Annotated in this window: 17 protein-coding genes and 1 pseudogene; 15 read left to right on the top strand and 3 right to left on the bottom strand. The window is 65.3% G+C overall.

The features are described from left to right. The 9 genes and pseudogenes from A5788_RS23600 to ahcY all read left to right on the top strand — a co-directional run. Positions 1–464 (top strand): annotated as a pseudogene (locus A5788_RS23600) (hypothetical protein); the annotation flags it as partial. A 62-nt stretch (positions 465–526) separates the two neighbouring features. Continuing rightward, the gene (locus A5788_RS17265) at positions 527–832 is read left to right on the top strand and encodes a PE family protein (RefSeq protein ID WP_049698889.1); all 306 of its coding nucleotides are present in this window, start codon (positions 527–529) and stop codon (positions 830–832) included. Between the two features lie 99 nt (positions 833–931). Further along, positions 932–1,993: a PPE domain-containing protein gene (locus A5788_RS17260; protein ID WP_049698890.1), complete on the top strand. Its 1,062-nt coding sequence runs from the start codon at positions 932–934 to the stop codon at positions 1,991–1,993. Beyond that, entirely contained in the window at positions 1,990–2,835 is an 846-nt protein-coding gene (locus A5788_RS17255) for an ESX secretion-associated protein EspG (RefSeq protein ID WP_049698891.1), read from the top strand. Before A5788_RS17260 ends, A5788_RS17255 begins: the two co-directional genes overlap by 4 nt. Positions 2,836–2,960: 125 nt before the next feature. After that, positions 2,961–3,290 (top strand): WXG100 family type VII secretion target, encoded by a 330-nt coding sequence (locus tag A5788_RS17250; protein ID WP_049698892.1) that lies wholly within the window; start codon positions 2,961–2,963, stop codon positions 3,288–3,290. A 102-nt stretch (positions 3,291–3,392) separates the two neighbouring features. Then, a complete protein-coding gene (locus tag A5788_RS17245; RefSeq protein WP_049698893.1) occupies positions 3,393–3,689 on the top strand; it encodes a WXG100 family type VII secretion target in 297 nt (98 codons plus the stop codon). Between the two features lie 208 nt (positions 3,690–3,897). Further along, a complete protein-coding gene (locus A5788_RS17240) occupies positions 3,898–4,854 on the top strand; it encodes a cation diffusion facilitator family transporter (protein WP_049698894.1) in 957 nt (318 codons plus the stop codon). A gap of 185 nt (positions 4,855–5,039) precedes the next feature. After that, a complete protein-coding gene (locus tag A5788_RS17235) occupies positions 5,040–6,545 on the top strand; it encodes an APC family permease (RefSeq protein WP_049698895.1) in 1,506 nt (501 codons plus the stop codon). A 227-nt stretch (positions 6,546–6,772) separates the two neighbouring features. Further along, a complete protein-coding gene (gene ahcY / locus A5788_RS17230; protein WP_049698896.1) occupies positions 6,773–8,245 on the top strand; it encodes an adenosylhomocysteinase in 1,473 nt (490 codons plus the stop codon). A 120-nt stretch (positions 8,246–8,365) separates the two neighbouring features. Here ahcY and A5788_RS17225 read toward each other — a convergent pair whose 3' ends face one another. Together A5788_RS17225 and A5788_RS17220 are read right to left on the bottom strand one after the other, a co-directional pair. Further along, positions 8,366–9,163 carry a hypothetical protein gene (locus A5788_RS17225; RefSeq protein ID WP_049698897.1) on the bottom strand — a complete coding sequence of 266 codons (798 nt, stop codon included), beginning with the start codon at positions 9,161–9,163 and terminating at the stop codon, positions 8,366–8,368. Positions 9,164–9,245: 82 nt separating this feature from the next. After that, positions 9,246–9,896 carry a dTMP kinase gene (locus tag A5788_RS17220; protein WP_049699055.1) on the bottom strand — a complete coding sequence of 217 codons (651 nt, stop codon included), beginning with the start codon at positions 9,894–9,896 and terminating at the stop codon, positions 9,246–9,248. Positions 9,897–9,992: 96 nt separating this feature from the next. Between A5788_RS17220 and mtrA the strand changes: the two genes are divergently transcribed. From mtrA to lpqB, 3 genes are read left to right on the top strand one after another with little or no spacing between them, the layout of a single operon-like run. Beyond that, the gene (mtrA, locus tag A5788_RS17215) at positions 9,993–10,670 is read left to right on the top strand and encodes an MtrAB system response regulator MtrA (RefSeq protein WP_005170551.1); all 678 of its coding nucleotides are present in this window, start codon (positions 9,993–9,995) and stop codon (positions 10,668–10,670) included. Further along, positions 10,667–12,442, top strand: coding sequence for an MtrAB system histidine kinase MtrB (mtrB, locus tag A5788_RS17210; RefSeq protein ID WP_064870710.1), 1,776 nt, complete (start codon positions 10,667–10,669; stop codon positions 12,440–12,442). The genes mtrA and mtrB overlap by 4 nt, the downstream gene beginning before the upstream one ends. A gap of 59 nt (positions 12,443–12,501) precedes the next feature. Further along, on the top strand, positions 12,502–14,202 hold the full coding sequence (gene lpqB / locus A5788_RS17205) for an MtrAB system accessory lipoprotein LpqB (protein WP_053117440.1): 1,701 nt from the start codon (positions 12,502–12,504) through the stop codon (positions 14,200–14,202). A 13-nt stretch (positions 14,203–14,215) separates the two neighbouring features. Here lpqB and A5788_RS17200 read toward each other — a convergent pair whose 3' ends face one another. Continuing rightward, positions 14,216–14,911: a ComF family protein gene (locus tag A5788_RS17200; protein ID WP_049698899.1), complete on the bottom strand. Its 696-nt coding sequence runs from the start codon at positions 14,909–14,911 to the stop codon at positions 14,216–14,218. A gap of 430 nt (positions 14,912–15,341) precedes the next feature. On the opposite strand from A5788_RS17200, the gene hpf reads away from it, so the two are divergent. The 3 genes from hpf to A5788_RS17185 all read left to right on the top strand — a co-directional run bounded on the left by hpf (position 15,342) and on the right by A5788_RS17185 (position 19,744). Continuing rightward, a complete protein-coding gene (gene hpf / locus A5788_RS17195) occupies positions 15,342–16,109 on the top strand; it encodes a ribosome hibernation-promoting factor, HPF/YfiA family (RefSeq protein ID WP_049698900.1) in 768 nt (255 codons plus the stop codon). 134 nt (positions 16,110–16,243) lie between these two features. Further along, positions 16,244–19,105, top strand: coding sequence for a preprotein translocase subunit SecA (gene secA / locus A5788_RS17190; RefSeq protein ID WP_064870709.1), 2,862 nt, complete (start codon positions 16,244–16,246; stop codon positions 19,103–19,105). Positions 19,106–19,258: 153 nt separating this feature from the next. Continuing rightward, a complete protein-coding gene (locus A5788_RS17185) occupies positions 19,259–19,744 on the top strand; it encodes an Rv3235 family protein (RefSeq protein ID WP_231894359.1) in 486 nt (161 codons plus the stop codon). Positions 19,745–19,809: the final 65 nt, after the last annotated feature.

The raw sequence follows: 19,809 nt of genomic DNA, 5'->3' as shown, positions 1-19,809 counted from the left end.
TCATCGACGGATCGAGCGGCGCGCCGGACAGGTCGCCGGTTCCGAAACCGCCCAGGAGATCGGTGATCGGTCTGGGCGTTGGGGGCATGGGTGCGGGATCGGCTCCTCTCGGGGCAGCACGGCCGGGAATGTCAGCCGGGATCGGGACCACCGAGCCGGCATCGCTCACTCCGTCGCAGACAACACGGGCGACCGGTACGACCGCCGCACCTTTGCCTGCATCGATGGCCCCGATGATGGCTGCAGGCGCGGCGCGCGGGGCGGCGGATGCCGCTGAGCACCACGAGATTCCGGATTACCTCGTCACCGAAGAGCACGGTCAAGAGGTGGTCGGCGAGTCGCGCGAGGTGGCCCCCTCGGTGATCGGCGATCAACCTGATCAACCCGAGCCATCGCCGACTCCTGACATCGAACTCCGCCTCCTGTGGCACGACTCCGACCTGGAGATCGAGCCACGGAGTTGATCAACCTTCTCGCCAACGACCAATGATTCACGACCAACGTCCGAGACACCTGGAGGTGTGCCGTGCCCGATCCGAAACTGAGCGTCGATCCTGACGAACTCATCACTGCCGCAAAAGACCTCGACCTGCTGGCCGATCGAGTCGAACGGTCGTTGATCGGTACCACCGACCGGCGGACGGTTACTCCGGCTGGTCGCGACGAGGTGTCGATCGCGGTCGCGAACTCCTTCGATGCCGTCGCGGGTGGATTCGACGCCGACGCCGCGTCGGGAGTCCTCGAACTACGCAAACTCGCCGCCACATTGCGAGCGCAGGCGACGGGGGTCGTCGACGCCGACGACGCAGTCGCACGAGGACTGCGCATCTGAGTGCCGCTACCGCGTCACCCGCAACAGTATTCAGCACGACAGAGCTGCCCTCGAACAACGGTGCAGCAGTGACCCTCTCGGTGGGAAAGGAGAAGTGCAGTGACCGGTTTCACCGGCGTTGTCTGGGACGCACGTACCACTGATCGGCTCGTCTCCGATCTCGCGTCCGGTGTTGGTCCTGCGCCCTTGATCGAGGCGGGGTGCGCGTGGGGTGTCGTTGCGACTGAGATGGGCGACGCGGCAGTCGAATACAGCGTCATCCTGGCGCGGTTGGGCGGATCGTGGCAATCCTCCCATGCGAGCGATGCGCTCGATCGGCTCGCCGCGTTGGGTGGCTGGTTTGCCGATGCGGCTGCGACTGCGGCGTCGAACGCTGTTCTGGCGCAGGGGCAGGGTGCGGCGGCAGCGGTCGCCCGGCTGGCGATGCCCGCTGCGGGGGAGGTCGACCTGGTCGACGGACTCAGCGAGCTTGCGAGGTCGGTGAGTGCGGTTGCGCCAGTCATCACGGGCGCTGCTGCCCATGCCGAGCGTGCTCGACACGATCAGCGCATGCGCGCGGCTCGGGTGATGGAGGCATACGAGCAGGCTGCGATGCCCTCTGCGCAACCGTGGCATGTCGATCGCCGCGCACCGCTGCTGGTCTCCGATGCTGCGCTGGTTGCCGAGCAGTCGGCGGCCCGCAGCGCAGCGGACGCCGCAAAGGCGCAGCGCCAGACGGGGACGCCGCAGATAGGAACACCGCAGACCGGGGCAACGCAGGTAGGCGGGGGCGGAATGCCGTTCGCGACCATGGCGCCAGCACCGGTCACAACCGGGTACGCGGCGACGACCCTCGCGTCGGCTCCGCAGGCCGCGGCCGCCGCTGCGCCGACACCGACGCAACGGCCAGTGTCGCCAGAGTCGATGCCACCGCCCGTCGCCCCCGCGGTTGCCGCGACGAACGAGCAGCGTGTGTCTCGCCCGGTATCCGTAGCCGCCGTTTCCGGCGAGCCCATCGGCGGCGCCGGGATTGCCCACGAGGCGCCGGCCACCTGGGCTGAGGCGGGCGTGGCGGTCACTTCGCAGGTGACGATCGACTCCGACGCCGAATCCGGCTCGTCGACAATAGATCCCGCCTATCTCGAGCAGACTCTTCGCCTCGGGGAGGTGTCGACGCGATGATCTGGACAGCAACTCGCGGTGGACGAGTGGATGTCGCGACACTGCGCAGAGTCGGTATGCGGCTCGGGGTTACCACCTGGCCGGTTGTCCTCGACCTGTTCGCCATCGACGACGACGCCGAGCGTGCGCGCGCCGCGGACATTGTGGCCGACTCCCGTATCGCAGAGCTTCGACTCATCGACGACCTCGGCGATCCAGCGCCGTGGCTTGTGGCGGCGTTGCGAGTACTCGCCCGGCCTGAGCGAGAGTTGGAGATACGAACATTCACCGAATCCGACACCATCCGTGGGTGTCTCGCGCGGCGCGACGGCGAGCATGTCTTTGCGGTCAGGCGCGGCGACACCATCGACATCACGGTCGTGGAACTCAACGACGGTGCCGGAATCTCGGCGCTGGTACGTCGGCATTGCACGGATCGCGGTGACGACGGAAGAGCTGACCGGTCCGTAGTGCCCGCGGAGCCGCTCGAATTCGGTGCACTCGCGTGTCCGTGCGACGAACTCGCAGATCGCCTGGGGCGCTGTCTGACCACCGGGGAGGTTGCGCGAACACTGACGCGATTGGGTATGCCGCCGAGCGATTCCGGCACTGTGGCACGTGCTTTCGCGACTATCGAGCGTCGTACAGAGATCGTCGCGGTCTCCCGGCGCGACGGCCTGCTCACGCAGTCCCCGGGAGCGCTCGGCGTCATCGACACGTCTCGCGGTCGAATCATCGCCGGTCCCAGTAGATCTCCCGACGGCAGGGTGTGGACCACGCTGTCGCCGGGTTCGGGTCATCGCATCGGCCAGGCAGTAGGTCTGCTGATCGAGACCCTTCCCGACGGCTGGTGGTCCCGGTGAACTCCGGGCCATACGTGCGGGAAGCGACATCGGAACCGATTCCGATCGTCGTGCACACCAGCGGTATCTGAGTCGCGGATACCGCGAGGCACCGTGATTCGGTGCTCAACCACAGGAGGATCAGGATGCTCAATCTCGGTGACAACAGCGGGGGGGCGGTCAAGGTCGACGTCGAATCGGCAATGGCCACAACGAAATCGGTTGCGGGGGTGGTCGCGGACATGCAGGAGACCATCGGCCGCATCGCACGGGCGTCGTCGAACGGCGCGGCGTCGTGGCAGGGCAAGGCGTCGGCGGCCTTCACCGATACCCACGCCGACTGGAACTCGTCGGCATTGGCGTTGCACAACGCGCTCGACGACATCCGGAACAAGCTCAGCAGCGGCTTCGCCGGCTACGAGGACAACGACGCTCAGGTCGCGAGTGGGTTCCAGCCGGGAGGTGTGCGGCTCTGACGTAGCCGCCACGACCAAACGATCTCGGACACAACGATATTCACGTTCGACACAACCATGCTCGAAAGCACTGGCCTCGAGCGATAAGAAGGGAATCCAGACATGGGACAGATCGAATACAACTTCGCGGGTCTCGGCGACCTCAGCGGCAATCTCCAGTCGGAGTTCGCGCGCTTGAGCGACCTCGCCGACGAACTCAAGCGGCAGGTCCACTCGCTCGACGGGAGCTGGACGTCGACCACGGCCAAGGCGTCGTATGAACAGGCGCAGGCGAACTGGGACCGCATCTTCCTCCAGTCGCGCGATCAGCTGTTCGGCCTCCACCGCGGCGTGCAGAACGCGTCGAACACGATGTCGGAGCTGGACGGGGCGATCGGGCGCGGTTTCGGCTCCATCTGAATGCGGCCGTCCTGGAAGGGGCGTCCTGACTGGGGGAGGCGGGGCGGTGTGGGGCCTGCGTGGTCCCACACCCACCCGCGTGAAACTCCGGCATGTTCGGTGCGGCGTAGTCGGTTAGAGTCTCAGGCGACAAGAGGCTCCGGCGACGCCTGTTCGACGGACGGGCAGTGGCGTCGATGGCAGGAGGCGCCGATGGAAGGACAACACGGTGTCGGCTGAAGGTTCGAAGAAGGCAATTCTCGCAGCGCTCGCTGCAAACGCCGGTATCGCTGTGGCCAAGTTCGTCGGATTCGCGATCACGGGATCGTCGTCGATGCTCGCCGAGGGTGTGCACTCGGTCGCAGACACCAGCAACCAGGGGCTGTTATTGCTCGGGCAGAAGCGCGCGAGCCAGGAAGCCGACCAGCTTCATCCCTTTGGTTACGGGCGCGCTCGATACTTCTATTCGTTCGTCGTGGCGTTGGTGATCTTCACGCTCGGTTCGATGTTCGCGATCTACGAGGGCATCGAGAAGATCACGCACGCAAACGATCACGGCCTCGAATCGCCGATCGTCGCGATCGTCATCTTGCTTGTCGCCATCTGCCTCGAGGGCTACAGCTTCACGACGGCGATGCGCGAGTCGCGACCTCTCAAAGGACGCGCGTCGTGGTGGCGTTTCATCCGCAACTCGAGGAACCCGGAACTCCCGGTGGTTCTGCTCGAAGACACCGGTGCGCTGATCGGTCTCGTGTTGGCGTTGCTCGGCGTCGGTTTGACCATGATCACGGGTAATGCGGTGTGGGACGGCATCGGAACGCTGGCGATCGGCGTCTTGCTCGGCGTCATCGCGATCGTGCTGATCATCGAGATGAAGAGCCTTCTGATCGGAGAGGGCGCGACGGTGGAGGAGGAGGCTGCCCTACGCGAAGCGCTTGAATCCGGTGGGGTCGACCGCGTGATCCACATGAAGACCCAGTACCTCGGGCCAGACGAACTCCTCGTCGCCGCCAAGATCGCGATCCCGGCGGGCACAGATGTCGTGGCGGTCGCGCACACCATTGACGACGCCGAGGCAAGAATCCGTACTGCCGTACCACAAGCGAGGATCATCTACCTCGAGCCCGACATCGATCGCGGGTCGGCTCAACCCGGTGCTGATCGAGCAGACACGTCTTCGCGTTAAGCCCTCACATTCCCGGCATTGTCGGTAGCGTGTGAATCCGCGATAACCGAAATGCCGGTTGCGTGAGAACACCGTCGAGTCGGGGGATGACAGTCCACTCCGATCCTGCGTCGCTCGAGAAGCGGACGATGCGTCGACGATGCTGACCTGACAGTGCTGACCAGATATGCAGGGGAGAACCACTGATGGCCAATGCGTTCACACGCACCAAGTCTGTCGAGCAGTCGATGGCCGACACCGACGAGCCAGACCACAAACTCCGCAAGGACCTGACGTGGAAGGACCTGCTCGTCTTCGGCGTCTCGGTGGTGATCGGTGCAGGCATCTTCACGATCACCGTGTCGACTGCCGGAGACAAAGCGGGACCCGCGATCTCGCTGTCGTTCATCATGGCGGCGATCACCTGCGCGCTGGCGGCGCTGTGTTATGCCGAGTTCGCGTCGACCGTTCCCGTTGCGGGGTCTGCATATACGTTCGGCTACGCCACATTCGGTGAGTTCCTTGCCTGGATTCTCGGCTGGGATCTGATCCTGGAGTTCGCGGTCGGTGCGGCTGTGGTGTCGAAGGGGTGGTCGAGCTACCTCGGCAGCGTGTTCGGCTTCTCCGGCGGAACCGTTGAAGTCGGCTCACACACCATCGACTGGGGCGCGATCCTCATCGTCGCGGGCGTGACGACGCTACTCGCCATCGGCACCAAGCTGTCGTCGCGTGTCAGCGCGGTGATCACCGCGATCAAGGTCGGCGTCGTGCTGCTCGTCATCGTCGTCGGCTTCTTCTACATCAAGACTGCCAACTACCAACCCTTCGTGCCGCCTGCCGAACACGCGGCAGGTGAGAAGGCTTCTGTCGATTCGACGCTCTTCTCTCTGATGACAGGAGGCGGCGACTCGTCCTACGGGTGGTACGGCGTGCTCGCCGCGGCGTCGATCGTGTTCTTCGCGTTCATCGGATTCGACGTCGTCGCCACCACCGCGGAGGAAACCCGCAATCCGCGCAAGGACGTTCCGCGGGGCATTCTCGGGTCGTTGCTGATCGTCACCGTGCTCTACGTGCTCGTCACGATCGTCGTCACCGGTATGGCGAGCTACAAGCAGCTCGCAAGCAGCGGTGGTGACTCGAAGAACCTCGCTGACGTCTTCGCGTTGAACGGGGTCACCTGGGCAGAGAAGGTGATCGCGATCGGCGCGCTGGCAGGCTTGACGACCGTCGTCATGGTCCTGATGCTCGGCCAGTCACGAGTCGCGTTCGCGATGTGCCGCGACGGTCTGTTGCCGCGCGGTCTGGCCAAGACAAGTCCGCGGTTCGGAACCCCCGTGCGTTTGACCGTTCTCATCGGCGTCGTGGTCGCCGTGGTTGCGGGCTTCTTCCCGATCAACAAGCTCGAAGAGATGGTCAACGTCGGAACGCTCTTCGCGTTCATCGTCGTTGCCGCGGGTGTCTTGGTGTTGCGTCGGACCAGGCCTGACCTCGAACGTGGGTTCAACGTGCCGGGAGGGCCGATCATTCCGGTGCTCGCGATCCTGGCGTGCCTCTGGTTGATGCTGAACCTGTCGGCGCTGACATGGATTCGCTTCGTGATCTGGATGGCCATCGGCGTGGCGATCTACCTGCTCTACGGAATGCGGCATTCGATGGTCGGCAAGCGGGAGCGCGGCGAGGTCGAAGGAGTTGCCGTCCACAAGCAGGCGTGAGCCTCGCCGTCGCGGGACCACAGGCACCGCGTTGCTCGCTCCCGAGGTGTGGCCAGCCTCAGCAGTGTCTGAAGTGTTAGATAGCCTCGTAGGGGAGTGACTCCCGGTTGCGCATCTCGCGTACCCGCTCAATCGGTCGTCGGCGAACAGTCGGCGCGACACCTCACACAGGCGCGTGCCCAGCGGCACACATCGGTGACATGCGATTTCACGGACAAGGGGATGACATGACCATGGTGCAGAACGAGGCACCTCAGGTGGACACCAAGAACGGCATCGACTACAAGGTCGCCGACCTGTCGCTTGCCGAGTTCGGCCGCAAGGAGATCGGGCTCGCCGAGCACGAGATGCCGGGCCTGATGTCGCTGCGTCGCGAATACGCTGACGTCGCGCCGCTGAAGGGTGCGCGCATCTCCGGTTCGCTGCACATGACCGTGCAGACCGCAGTGCTGATCGAGACCCTCGTCGCGCTCGGCGCGCAGGTTCGGTGGGCGTCGTGCAACATCTTCTCCACCCAGGACCATGCCGCAGCCGCGATCGTCGTCGGGCCGCACGGCACCGTCGACGAGCCGAAGGGCGTTCCGGTCTTCGCCTGGAAGGGCGAGACGCTCGAGGAGTACTGGTGGGCTGCGGAGCAGATGCTCACCTGGCCCGACGAGCCCGCCAACATGATCCTCGACGACGGCGGCGACGCCACCATGCTCGTCTTGCGCGGTGCGCAGTTCGAGCAGGCGGGTGTGGTCCCGCCCGCAGACGACGACGATCCCGCCGAGTACAAGGTGTTCCTCGAACTGCTGCGTGCCACTTTCGCCGAGGACAAGACCAAGTGGACGAAGATTGCCGAGTCGGTCAAGGGCGTTACCGAGGAGACAACCACGGGTGTCCTGCGGCTCTACCAGTTCGCTGCTGCCGGTGAACTGTCGTTCCCCGCGATCAACGTCAACGACTCGGTCACCAAGAGCAAGTTCGACAACAAGTACGGCACACGCCACTCGCTGATCGACGGAATCAACCGCGGCACCGACGTCCTCATCGGCGGCAAGAAGGTGCTGATCTGCGGCTACGGAGACGTCGGCAAGGGTTGCGCTGAGTCGCTCGCAGGGCAGGGCGCTCGCGTGCAGGTCACCGAGATCGATCCGATCAACGCACTGCAGGCGCTCATGGACGGATTCGACGTCGTCACCGTCGAGCAGGCGATCGGCGACGCCGACATCGTCGTCACGTCGACGGGCAACAAGGACATCATCCTGCTCGAGCACATGAAGAAGATGAAGAACCAGGCCATCCTCGGCAACATCGGTCACTTCGACAACGAGATCGACATGGCAGGCCTGGAGAACTCGGGCGCGACCCGCATCAACATCAAGCCGCAGGTCGACCAGTGGATCTTCGGCGACGGCAAGTCCATCCTCGTTCTCAGCGAGGGCCGACTGCTCAACCTCGGCAACGCGACGGGCCACCCGTCGTTCGTGATGAGCAACAGCTTCTCCAACCAGGTGATCGCGCAGATCGAGCTGTGGACCAAGAACAACGAGTACGACAACGAGGTCTACCGGCTGCCCAAGCATCTCGACGAGAAGGTCGCGAAGATCCACGTCGAGGCGCTCGGTGGCACTCTGACCAAGCTCACCAAGGAGCAGGCGGAGTACATCAACGTCGACGTCGAGGGTCCGTACAAGCCCGAGCACTACCGCTACTGATCGGTCCGCTCGCGACCCACCAGGGGTGACGCGAGCCGGAACCGACCGATACGAGCCGGGGGCGTCGACACCAGTTGTCGACGCCCCCGGCTCGTTGTGGGAGCGGTGCGCTCGCGTGCCTTATGTGCTGAACGAGGGCTCGGCGTTGGGGCAGAAGTACCAGGTGCCCTTCTCGTTGCTGAACGTCGCCTTGGCGGTCTTGGTCTGGGTGGCTCGGACGCCGTCGGTCACGTGGGTGTCGACGAGCGACCGCGCGACGTCGCCGCTGACGAGTACGGCCGACATGCCGTCGAGCACCACGGTGCCCCTGCCCTGAGGTGTCCGAACCTGGTCGCGCAGCCCGGCGCATGTCGCGGCCTTGATCTGATCCAGGTTGCCCGAGTTGTATGCGTCGAGGTAGCGCTGCATCGCCGCACGGACCGCCACGGCTTGCTTGTCATTTGCGGGCGCGTCGGCAGAGTCGTCGTTCGGGCCGCCCTGAGTGCCCGCACCGCCCTGATCAGAATCGCCGGGTGCAGTCTGTCCGGGCGACGCGGTCGCAACCGTCGATGTCGAACCGCTGCTGATCGACGTGAGAGCGACGACGAGCACCACGCCGAGGGCCAGGATCGCCACGACACCCGCCACGATTCCCGCGATCAGGCCCCGATTCAGAGTGGACTTGGTGGTCTGCATCTGCGCGAACGGTGAATCCCACCCGGGCGGCACCGCCTGCTGCAGTCCCGGATGCTGTGCGCCTGGATGCGGCCCCTGATAGGTGGGGCCCGCCGGGTACGCGGGTCCTCCCGCATATGGCTGGGCACCCGGGTATGGCTGGGCGCCCGGGTACGGTTGCGGCGCCGATGGATGTTGCTGCGAGGTCGGGTACTGCCCCTGGGGCGGCGGTGTGCCGCGTCCCGGTCCGGGCGGGTAGGTCATCTGGCTCCTTGGCCGATGGTGTCGTCTTCGACGTTATCGAAGAGGTGAGCGGCCGCCCCAGAACCGTCATTCACTGGTGCAGTCATTCGAGCATCAGACGCGCAACGAGGCCTGCTGGTTCCACCGAATCTGCAGAATCTGTGCCGACCTCGATCCACGGCGACGCCCAGCTCTGCTCGGCGAGTTGTCGATACACGGAGTCGACGCGCATCTGCAGGTCGTCGTCGCGTTCGTATGCGTCACGTGCTCGCGACGGGTCGAGTGCCGCACGCGAGCGTGCGCGTTGCATCGCGACGGTCGCGGGCACTCCGAGCAGCAGGTGCTGGTCGGGGAGGGGAACGTCGAATCTGCCGAACTCGAGGTCGGCGACCCAGCGCACGACGTCTCCGGATGCGTCCTGTCGCAGTCGGCCCGCGCTGTAGGCGGCATTCGACGCGACGTATCTGTCGAGGATCACGACGTCGGATTCGGTGAGTGCCGTGCGGATCTGTGCGGCGGCGTCGGCGCGGTCGAGTGCGAAGAGCAGCGCCATGGCGTTGACGCTCTGGCGTAGATCGCCATGCTCGCCGTGCAATGCTTCCGATGCGACGTCGGCGAAAACCGACGAGCCGTATCGCGGGAAGGTGAAGGTCGACACCGCGGCGCCTCGTCGTGTCAACTCGTTGACCACGCCGGTGACCAGCGTGTTCTTTCCTGCGCCGTCCAGCCCTTCCACCGCGATGAGTACTCCCACGATCGCATGGTAGGCGGGGAGGCGGTGAGAACGCGCGAGCGCGCGTCGGCGCGTCAATCACGACGGTTCGATCACGGAAGTGTCACCATTGAAGTCATGAAGCCTCGCATCCTCGTGGTCGACGACGACGCCGCGCTCGCCGAAATGCTGACGATTGTGTTGCGGGGCGAAGGTTTCGAACCCTTCGTCGTCTCCGACGGAACACAGGCGTTGACCGCGGTTCGAGAGGTTCGTCCCGACCTCGTCCTCCTCGACCTCATGCTCCCCGGGATGAACGGGATCGACGTGTGTCGTGTGTTGCGGGCTGATTCGGGTGTGCCGATCGTGATGCTGACAGCGAAGTCCGACACCGTCGACGTCGTGCTCGGGCTCGAGTCGGGTGCCGACGACTACATGGTCAAGCCGTTCAAGCCCAAGGAACTCGTCGCGCGGGTGCGTGCGCGCCTGCGTCGCAACGACGAGGAGCCGGCCGAATTGCTCTCGATCGGCCCGGTGGAGATCGATGTGCCCGCACACAAGGTCACTCGTGACGGTGTGCCCATTTCGCTGACGCCACTCGAGTTCGATCTCCTGGTGGCGCTCGCCCGCAAACCACGCCAGGTGTTCACCCGTGATGTGCTGCTCGAGCAGGTGTGGGGATACCGGCATCCGGCGGACACTAGACTCGTCAACGTGCATGTCCAGCGTCTACGCGCCAAGGTCGAGACCGACCCGGAGAATCCCGAGGTCGTCCTGACGGTGAGGGGGGTCGGCTACAAGGCCGGCCCGCCGTGATCGGTCGTTCTCGGCGTCGCGTCAACAGCACTCTCGGTCGGTTCACCCGCGCGGCAGGCGGCGTAGGCCGGACATTCGGCCGCATGTGGCGGCGTTCGCTCCAGTTGCGCGTCGTCGTATCGACGCTTGCGTTGTCGTTCGTCGTGCTCCTCATCCTCGGGTTCGTGCTGATGAGTCAGATCACCGACCGGCTTCTCGAGGTCAAGTTGGGTGCCGCGACCGAAGAGGTTGAGCGTGCGCGTGTCGCCGTCGAACGCGATCTCGCGAGCGGCGACGGCAATACCTCCGTGCAGAACCGGCTCCGGCAGACGAGGTCGTTGCTGACCGACCGCGACGTCGACACCAGCCAGACGTCGGGAACTGTCGGCACCTTCGACAGTGTGCTCATCGTGCCTCGCTCGGGCAGCGATGGTTCGCAGTTCGGCGTCGGCCCTATTTCGGAAATTCCGCGCAACCTGCGCGACATGGTTCAGGGCGGACAGGTCGCCTATCAGTACACGCGCGTCGCCGACGGTACCGGCGGATCGATCCCCGCGCTGGTCATCGGCACACCGACCAACTCGTCGGTTCCCGGGCTCGAGCTCTACCTGGTGTTTCCGCTGACCACCGAGCAGAACACGGTCGATCTGGTGCGTGGCACGCTGCTCACCGGCGGCGTTGTGCTGCTCGGCCTGCTCGCGGCCATCGCGTGGTTGGTCTCGCGGCAGGCCGTGATGCCTGTGCGGTCGGCGTCGAGGATTGCCGTCCGCTTCGCCGATGGGCGCCTCAAGGAACGAATGCCGGTGCGCGGCGAGGACGACATGGCCCGCTTGGCCATGTCGTTCAACGACATGGCCGAGAGCTTGTCCAAGCAGATCACCCACCTCGAGGAATTCGGTGGCCTCCAGCGACAGTTCACCTCGGACGTCAGCCACGAACTGCGTACACCGCTGACCACCGTTCGTATGGCCAGCGACGTGCTCTACGAGGGCCGCGACGACCTCGACCCCGTGCGTAAACGATCCGTCGAACTACTCGACAAAGAACTCGACCGCTTCGAGACGTTGCTCAACGAACTCCTCGAGATCTCCCGACACGACGCCGGAATGGCCGAACTCGCCGCTGAACGGATGGACATGGCCATCCCGATCGACGGAGCGCTTGCGACGGTCTCGCACCTCGCCTCCGACACGGGAACCGAGATCATCCTCGACCTTCCGGCCGAACCGGTCATCGCCGAGATCGACCCACGCCGTGTGGAACGCATTCTGCGCAACCTGCTCGCCAACGCCATCGACCACGGCGAACGCAAACCCATCACGCTCACCATGCGATCCGACGGCGACGCCGTTGCCATCACGGTGCGTGACCAGGGCATCGGGCTGCGCCCCGGCGAGGAGAAACTCGTGTTCAACCGCTTCTGGCGGTCCGACCCGTCGAGGTTCCGTCGGTCGGGTGGCACCGGGCTCGGTCTCGCGATCAGCATCGAGGATGCCCGCCTGCACCAGGGGCGTCTCGACGCGTGGGGCGAGCCCGGTAAGGGTGCGTGCTTCCGACTGACCATCCCGTTGATCCGTGGACACAAGGTTCTCGGCAGCCCGCTGCCGCTCAAACCGGTCGGCCAGCCGGTCCGCAGTCTGCCCGCGAAGTCGTCGACGAGGACGAGTGCCACGCGACTCGACGACGCCGGGACGTCTGACGCCGGGACATTTGACGCCGACGACAGTCATGACGCCGACGCCGGGCCGGATACCGCCGACAGGTCCGACGCGAGCGACAGGGAGCAACGGTGAACGCGCGCGTCCACGCCGCTACGTCACGACGACTCGCCACACTGGTCGGGCTGCTGGTGATGGCGATTGTGCTCGCGGCCTGTGGCGGCGTGCCCGACAATTCGTCGCCTCAGCCCATCGAATCCTTTAAGCGCGAGGGACCGACGAACGCGGTTCCGGTTCCGCAGTCGGATATGGATCCCGAGGCACTGGTACGTGCGTTTTTGGAAGCCACGGCGTCGCCGACGGACGGGCATGCGGCCGCCCGCCGATTCCTGACGGCACCGTCGGCGCAGCAGTGGGACGAGCGCGGCGACGCCATCATCCTCGACGAGATCAACACGTTCGTCGATCAGCGAAGCCAGAACTCGGTGCGTATGCGTCTGGTCGGCGACAACGTCGGAGTGCTCAAGTCCAACGGGCAACTACTGCCTGCCAGCGGGCGGGTCGAGACCACGATCAGTCTTGTTCGCGTGGGGGAGCAGTGGCTGATCGACGGCCCGCTGCCCAACGGCGCGATGATCGACAGGAGCCGGTTCGTCGCGACCTACCGTTCGGTGTCGCTGTACTTCACCGATCGCACCCATCAGCACCTGGTGTCGGACCCGCGGTGGTTGTACGGCAACCAGGACGCCGACCCGACGGTTCTGCTCAACAGGTTGATCGAAGGCCCGGCAGAGGACCTCGCATCCGGCGTCGACAACGGCTTTCCGTCGGGGTCGGCGCTGCGCGGGCAGGCCGCGCAGATCTCCGGCGGCGGTGTTCGCGTCGAACTGACCGGCCTCGGAACCCTCGGAGTTCGCGACCGAACATCGCTTGCCGCGCAGATCATCTGGACCCTCAACGCCGCGGACATCGGTGGACCGTATGTGATCAACGCGGACGGAGCGCCGCTCGTCCCGGAGCGCAGCGCCGGATGGCAGCCCGCCGACGTCAAAGCGTTCGACCCGCTCGCGACGCCAACCACCGATGTCGGGCTCAACATCGTGCGCGACGGAGCGCTGCTCAAGGTCACCGACACCGGGACCACGCCGTCGGGCGGATCGCTGGGTACCAGCCGCGACGTCCGGTCGGCGTCGATTTCCTCCGACGGCAAGGCGGTGACGGCGGTCGTCGCCTCCCGCGGCGGACCCGGCCTGCAACTGGTGTTGGGGACGTATGGCGGTGAAGTCTCGCCGCTCACCTCGGGTACGTCGATCACGCGTCCATCGTTCGGGGGAAACCAGGGGAACGACGCCGTGTGGGCGGTCGTCGACGGCAAACCTGTTCGCGTTGTGCGCGATTCCCAGAACTCCGGTCAGGTGGTGTCGACGGTCGACGAGGCGTCGATCGCGACGATTGCCCGTGGCCCGATCACCGAATTACAGGTGTCGCCCGACGGTGTCCGTGTCGCACTCATCGTCGGCGGACAGGTGCTGCTGGCGGTCATCGCGACCAACGAGGACGGCCAGGTCACTCTGGCCAACCCGCGGATCGCCGCGTACAACGTCGGCAATCAGGCCGTGTCGCTGTCGTGGGCCACGTCGTCGACTCTCATGGTCGCCCGCGATGCCTCAGACTCCCCGGTGGTGCAGTTGCCGATCAACGGTGCTCCCGCGTCCGGCTTGATCAGCGGAAACGTGGCACCGCCCGTCCGGGCGGTCACCGCAGATGCCAGCAACGTGTACATCGGTGACCAACGCGGGATATTGCGTCTCGGCAGCACCAACGGACAGCCCGATCAGTATTGGACAGAGGTCGAGCCCGCCATGTCGCCGACCGCGATCCCCGTGCTGCCCTGAGCCTCAGACGCCCTCATGCGCCTGCGATGACGACGACGAGGTCGACGCGCACGCCGTGCTCGGCGAGTACGCGGACCGATTCAGCTGCCGTTGCCCCGGTGGTCATCACGTCGTCGACCACTACTGTCGCCGTGTGAGACGACCGGTCGGTACGAGTCGGCGGCGACCGGATGCCGACGCGCTGCGCGAGGTTTCGACGTCGCGCCCTGGCGTCGAGTCCCGCGGAGTCGCGCCCGCCCGGCCGAATGGTCAGCAGCGGACGCACCGAGACGTATCGCCCGAGCTCGGTGGCCGCACACGCGGCGATCGCTGTGACGGTGTCTCCGCCGCGGCGTCGAGCCGCGAGCGGCCGGGTCGGCGCGGGAACAAGGGATAGCCGCGACGCGGGCGGGATCTCACCCCAGCGGCCGAGCGTACGTAGCGCCTCGCTCACTGCGTGCCCCAGTGGGGCGGCGAGATCGCGTCGGCCGTGTTCTTTGAGCTCGATCACCGCCTTGCGATGAGGGCCGCGATAGCGCCCGAGTGCCCACACCCCGACTCCGACCGGGACCCTCGGGGAGAGCATGACCGGGTCGTCGGCGAGAAGCGCCGCGCAGCGCGCACACCAGCGCGGCCCGGGAACATCGCAACCGCCACAGGTCACCGGGATCATGAGGTCGACGCCCGCGCGTGCGATCGCGTAGACGTGCCGTCGGGCGAGTCCTGACATGGCGTCGAGCATGCACGCCCGGTGCGACCGAAAGCGTGGCGCGACTGCGATCCGACGCACAACTGTGGATTCACTCGAGCCTGTGGAGGACATGTCGCGCGGGCACCGATGGGCCGTTGGTCCCTTATTCGAATCAACGTGGTGACGAGCCGAGGTAACGATGGCTAACAGGCAAACTTCCGACTACGGTCAAGGGTGCAGAAGGTAGCCGAGTCCCGATACGGGAGGTGAAGCCCCTGACAGTGGTTGTCAACCGCCGGTTGGCATGAATGAGTAGCCATTTCCTGACCTCAGTAGCCGCGAATCGTCTGGTGCTTCACGCGAGTCACAGCGGGATCTCCTTGCGCACAACGGCTTTCGAACTCTCAGATCTCTCTCGAGGTTCTCGAGACGGGGTCGGGTTGTGGTAGCACACCCAGGAGGTAGTCGAATGTCGCAAGTCGTCCATCGCAAAGGTCGGCGTGAATCAAAGGTCGGTGCCACCACCGACGAGTACGACGCAGAATTCGCTTTTGTACGGCCCCCCGGAACAGTCGAGTCCGACGAGCCGGCCGAGCCGAACGCCACGGTCGTCTTCGCCGGGCGGAATGTCGAGATACCCGAGCACTACCAGATCTACGTCCGCGACAAGCTCGCGCGACTCGAGAGGTTCGACCTCAACGTCTACCGATTCGACGTCGAACTCAATCACGAACGCAATCCGCGACAGTCCAAGGCGTGCCAGCAGGTGGAGATCACGGCCACCGGCAAGGGGCCTGTCGTGCGCGCGCAGGCGTGCGCGGAGAACTTCTACGCCGCGCTCGAGGCCAGTCTCGACAAGGTCGAGTCCCGATTGCGTCGGGTGAAGGACCGCAGACGTGTGCACTACGGGAACCGTCGGCCGATCTCGGTCGCCGAGGCAACCGAGGTGGGAGCACCGCCGCTGCGAGTCGACCAACTCACAGTCGACGAGCTTTCCGGTGACCCCGGATCCGTCGACGGCACGCAAACCTGGGACGACGGCGTCGATGACCACACACCAGGACAGATCGTCCGCGTGAAGGAACACCCGGCCGTCCCGATGACCGTCGACGACGCGCTCTACGAAATGGAACTCGTCGGGCACGACTTCTTCCTGTTCCACGACAAGGAAACCGATCAGGCTTCGGTGGTCTATCGCCGCCACGCCTTCGATTACGGACTGATCCGGCTCGTCTGATCGGTGGCCACGGGGCACCGATCAGGCTCCCTTCAGGCGACGTCGGTACCATGGAATACGGCCTGCGTTCATGCACTCGCATGCACAGGCCGTATTTCGTGAGTAGTCGACATGAGTAAGGGACTCGATCCACGGTGCTGAACAAGCTGCTGCGCGTCGGCGAAGGCCGCATGGTCAAGCGACTCGATGCCATCGCATCGCACGTCGAGGCGTTGGAAGACGAGATCGCGTCGCTCTCCGACGACGACCTGCAGGCGAAGACCGACGAGTTCAAGGATCGCATCGCCAAGGGCGAGACACTCGACGAAGTGCTGCCCGAAGCATTCGCGGTCGCCCGCGAAGCCGCATGGCGCGTTCTCGACCAGAAGCACTTCCACGTGCAGATCATGGGTGGTGCGGCGCTGCATTACGGCAACATCGCCGAGATGAAGACCGGTGAGGGCAAGACCCTGACCTGTGTGTTGCCCGCCTACCTCAACGCGCTGTCGGGCGACGGCGTGCATGTCGTCACCGTCAACGACTACCTCGCAAAGCGCGACTCGGAGTGGATGGGACGCGTCCACCGCTTCCTCGGTCTCGAGACCGCCGTGATCCTCACCGGGATGACTCCGCAGCAGCGCAAGGTCGCTTACGCCGCCGACATCACCTACGGCACCAACAACGAGTTCGGGTTCGATTACCTGCGCGACAACATGGCGCATGCACTCGAGGATCTCGTGCAGCGCGGCCACAACTTCGCCGTCGTCGACGAGGTCGACTCGATCCTGGTCGACGAGGCCAGGACCCCGCTGATCATCTCGGGTCCCGCCGAGGGATCGAGCAAGTGGTACACCGAGTTCGCGCGCATTGCGCCGCTACTCGAGCGTGACGTCCACTACGAAGTCGACATCAAGAAGAAGACGATCGGCGTGCACGAGGCGGGCGTCGAGTTCGTCGAGGATCAGCTCGGCATCGACAACCTGTACGAGGCCGCGAACTCGCCCCTGGTCAGCTACCTGAACAACGCGATCAAGGTCAAAGAGCTCTTCCATCGCGACAAGGACTACATCGTCCGCAACGGTGAGGTGCTCATCGTCGACGAGTTCACCGGTCGCGTGCTCGACGGCCGTCGCTTCAACGAGGGCCTGCACCAGGCCATCGAGGCCAAAGAGGGCGTCGAGATCAAGGCGGAGAACCAGACGCTCGCCACGATCACGCTCCAGAACTACTTCCGCCTGTACGACAAGCTCTCGGGAATGACCGGTACCGCGGAGACCGAGGCCGCGGAGTTCGACCAGATCTACAAGCTCGGCGTACTCCCGATCCCGACCAACAAGCCGATGATCCGCAAGGATCAGGGCGATCTGATCTACAAGACCGAAGAGGCGAAGTTCGCCGCGGTCGTCGACGACATCACCGAACGCCACCAGGCGGGTCAGCCGGTCCTGATCGGTACGACCAGCGTCGAACGGTCGGAGTACCTGTCCCGCCAGCTCGCCAAGCGCGACATTCCGCACACCGTGCTCAACGCCAAGTTCCACGAGCAGGAAGCACAGATCGTCGCCGAGGCCGGTCGACCCGCAGCGGTCACGGTCGCCACCAACATGGCCGGTCGTGGTACCGACGTCGTGCTCGGCGGCAACCCCGACATCATCGCCGACACCCGCCTGCGCAAAGCCGGACTCGATCCGGTCAACACCCCCGACGAGTACGAGACGGCGTGGGAAGAGGCGATCACCGTCGCGCGTCGGGAAGCCGCTGAGGAAGCCGAAGCGGTGCGTGACGCGGGCGGTCTGTACGTGCTCGGTACCGAGCGCCACGAATCCCGTCGAATCGACAACCAGTTGCGCGGACGTTCGGGTCGTCAGGGCGATCCGGGCGAGTCGCGGTTTTACCTCTCGCTCGGTGATGAGCTCATGCGACGCTTCAACGGCGCGGCGCTCGAGACCATCATGAACCGCGTCAACCTGCCAGACGACGTCCCGATCGAGGCGAAGATGGTCACCAAGGCCATCCGCAGCGCACAGACCCAGGTTGAGCAGCAGAACTTCGAGGTCCGCAAGAACGTCCTCAAGTACGACGAAGTGATGAACGAGCAGCGCAAGGTCATCTACGCCGAGCGTCGCGTCATCCTCGAGGGCACCGAGCACCGCGAGCAGATCATGCAGATGATCGCCGAGGTCATCGGAGCGTATGTCGACGGCGCGACCGAGGAGGGTTACGCCGAGGACTGGGACATCGACGAGCTGTGGACCGCCCTGCGCGCGCTCTATCCCATCGAGCTCGACCCGCGAGAAGTTATGGGCGAGAACGAATTCGGTGAGCGCGACGACATCTCGGCCGATGAGCTCAAAGAGATCCTCGTCGACGACGCTCAGAAGGCGTACGAGAAGCGCGAGGAGGAGATCACAGCGATCGGTGGCGAGGACGCCATGCGACAGCTCGAACGCACCATCCTGCTGAGCGTTCTCGACCGCAAGTGGCGCGATCACCTCTACGAGATGGATTACCTCCGCGAGGGCATCCACCTGCGCTCCATGGCGCAGCGCGACCCGGTCGTCGAGTACCAGCGCGAGGGCTACGACATGTTCACCGGCATGCTCGAAGGACTCAAGGAGGAGACCCTCCAGTACCTGTACAACGTGCAGGTGCAAGCCGAGCCCGCTCCCACCGTCACACCCGCATCCGCTGCAGCAACTGCCGCTGCGGCCGCTGCCCGTCAGCCTGCGATGGCAGGCGCATCGGCATCGGGCAATGGTGCGTCGGGCAACGGTGCGTCGGGTAACAGCGAGGCACCGGCCGCACTGCGTGCCGTCGGTGTCGGCACCGAGGCCGACGTTCCGATGACGTACTCGGGTCCAGACGAGGACGGCGGCACGTCCGTGCACTCGGAGGAAGAGGAACTCGAAGACCCGGCACTCGTGTCCGCGTCGCGTCGCGAGCGTCGAGCCGCCGCGCGTGCCAGCGGAAAGCGTGAGGGCGCGAAGCCTCCGAAGTCCAAGCGACGTCGACGCTAGAAAATTCTCTGAAGTTCATGGAACCGGGCGTACCTCGCGTGCGTCCGAGTTTCCATGACCAACACCTGCACTGATCACCCGTCGCTCGAAGCGAGTCCGGCGCCGAGTCGTATCCGGATAATGGCCGCCCCCGACTACGAGATGTGCGGGCCTATGACCCGCGCAACACGTGACGAGTCGCCCGCCGCGATTCCCGCTCGCAGTGGCGCGGACATGCAGCGCCAGGAGTCGCCTCCCCGCACAGCGACCCGCGCGGCGGCCATCGCGGCACGGGAGTTCTCGGTTGGCACCCTCACGATGATCTTCGAGGTCATCTCACGTCGCCGACCCGCGTCTCACCTGCAGCATCGGGTCGGAATGCAGGTCGACGACCAGATCGACGCCCTCGCGCGGGCCAGAGCAGCGGGTGACGACATGTGCATACCCACGGTTCGACGCGTCCACGTCCAGATGTGCGACGCGGGCACCGCGGAGATCTTCGGGACATACTCGCGGCAGGGCAGGTCGCGCGCGTTCGCCGGGCGTATCGAACGCGTACCGTGCCGCGTTCGCGTCGCGGGCCAGCCTCGTGGTCGCTACAGTCCGGTGGCGACCCGCGTCGAGTACCGCTGGCAGTTGGTCGTGTTGACACTTGGATGAGTACCCTCCCGCCCGCAGCCGGCAGACGTGTCGGGTATCGCCATCACGATGTCGGCGACGGTGGT

The sequence above is a fragment of the Gordonia sp. 852002-50816_SCH5313054-c genome, assembly GCF_001665925.1.
Lineage (GTDB): Bacteria > Actinomycetota > Actinomycetes > Mycobacteriales > Mycobacteriaceae > Gordonia > Gordonia jacobaea.
The sequence above is the reverse complement of the archived record's forward strand: the minus strand, read 5'-3'. Positions and strand labels throughout refer to the sequence as shown.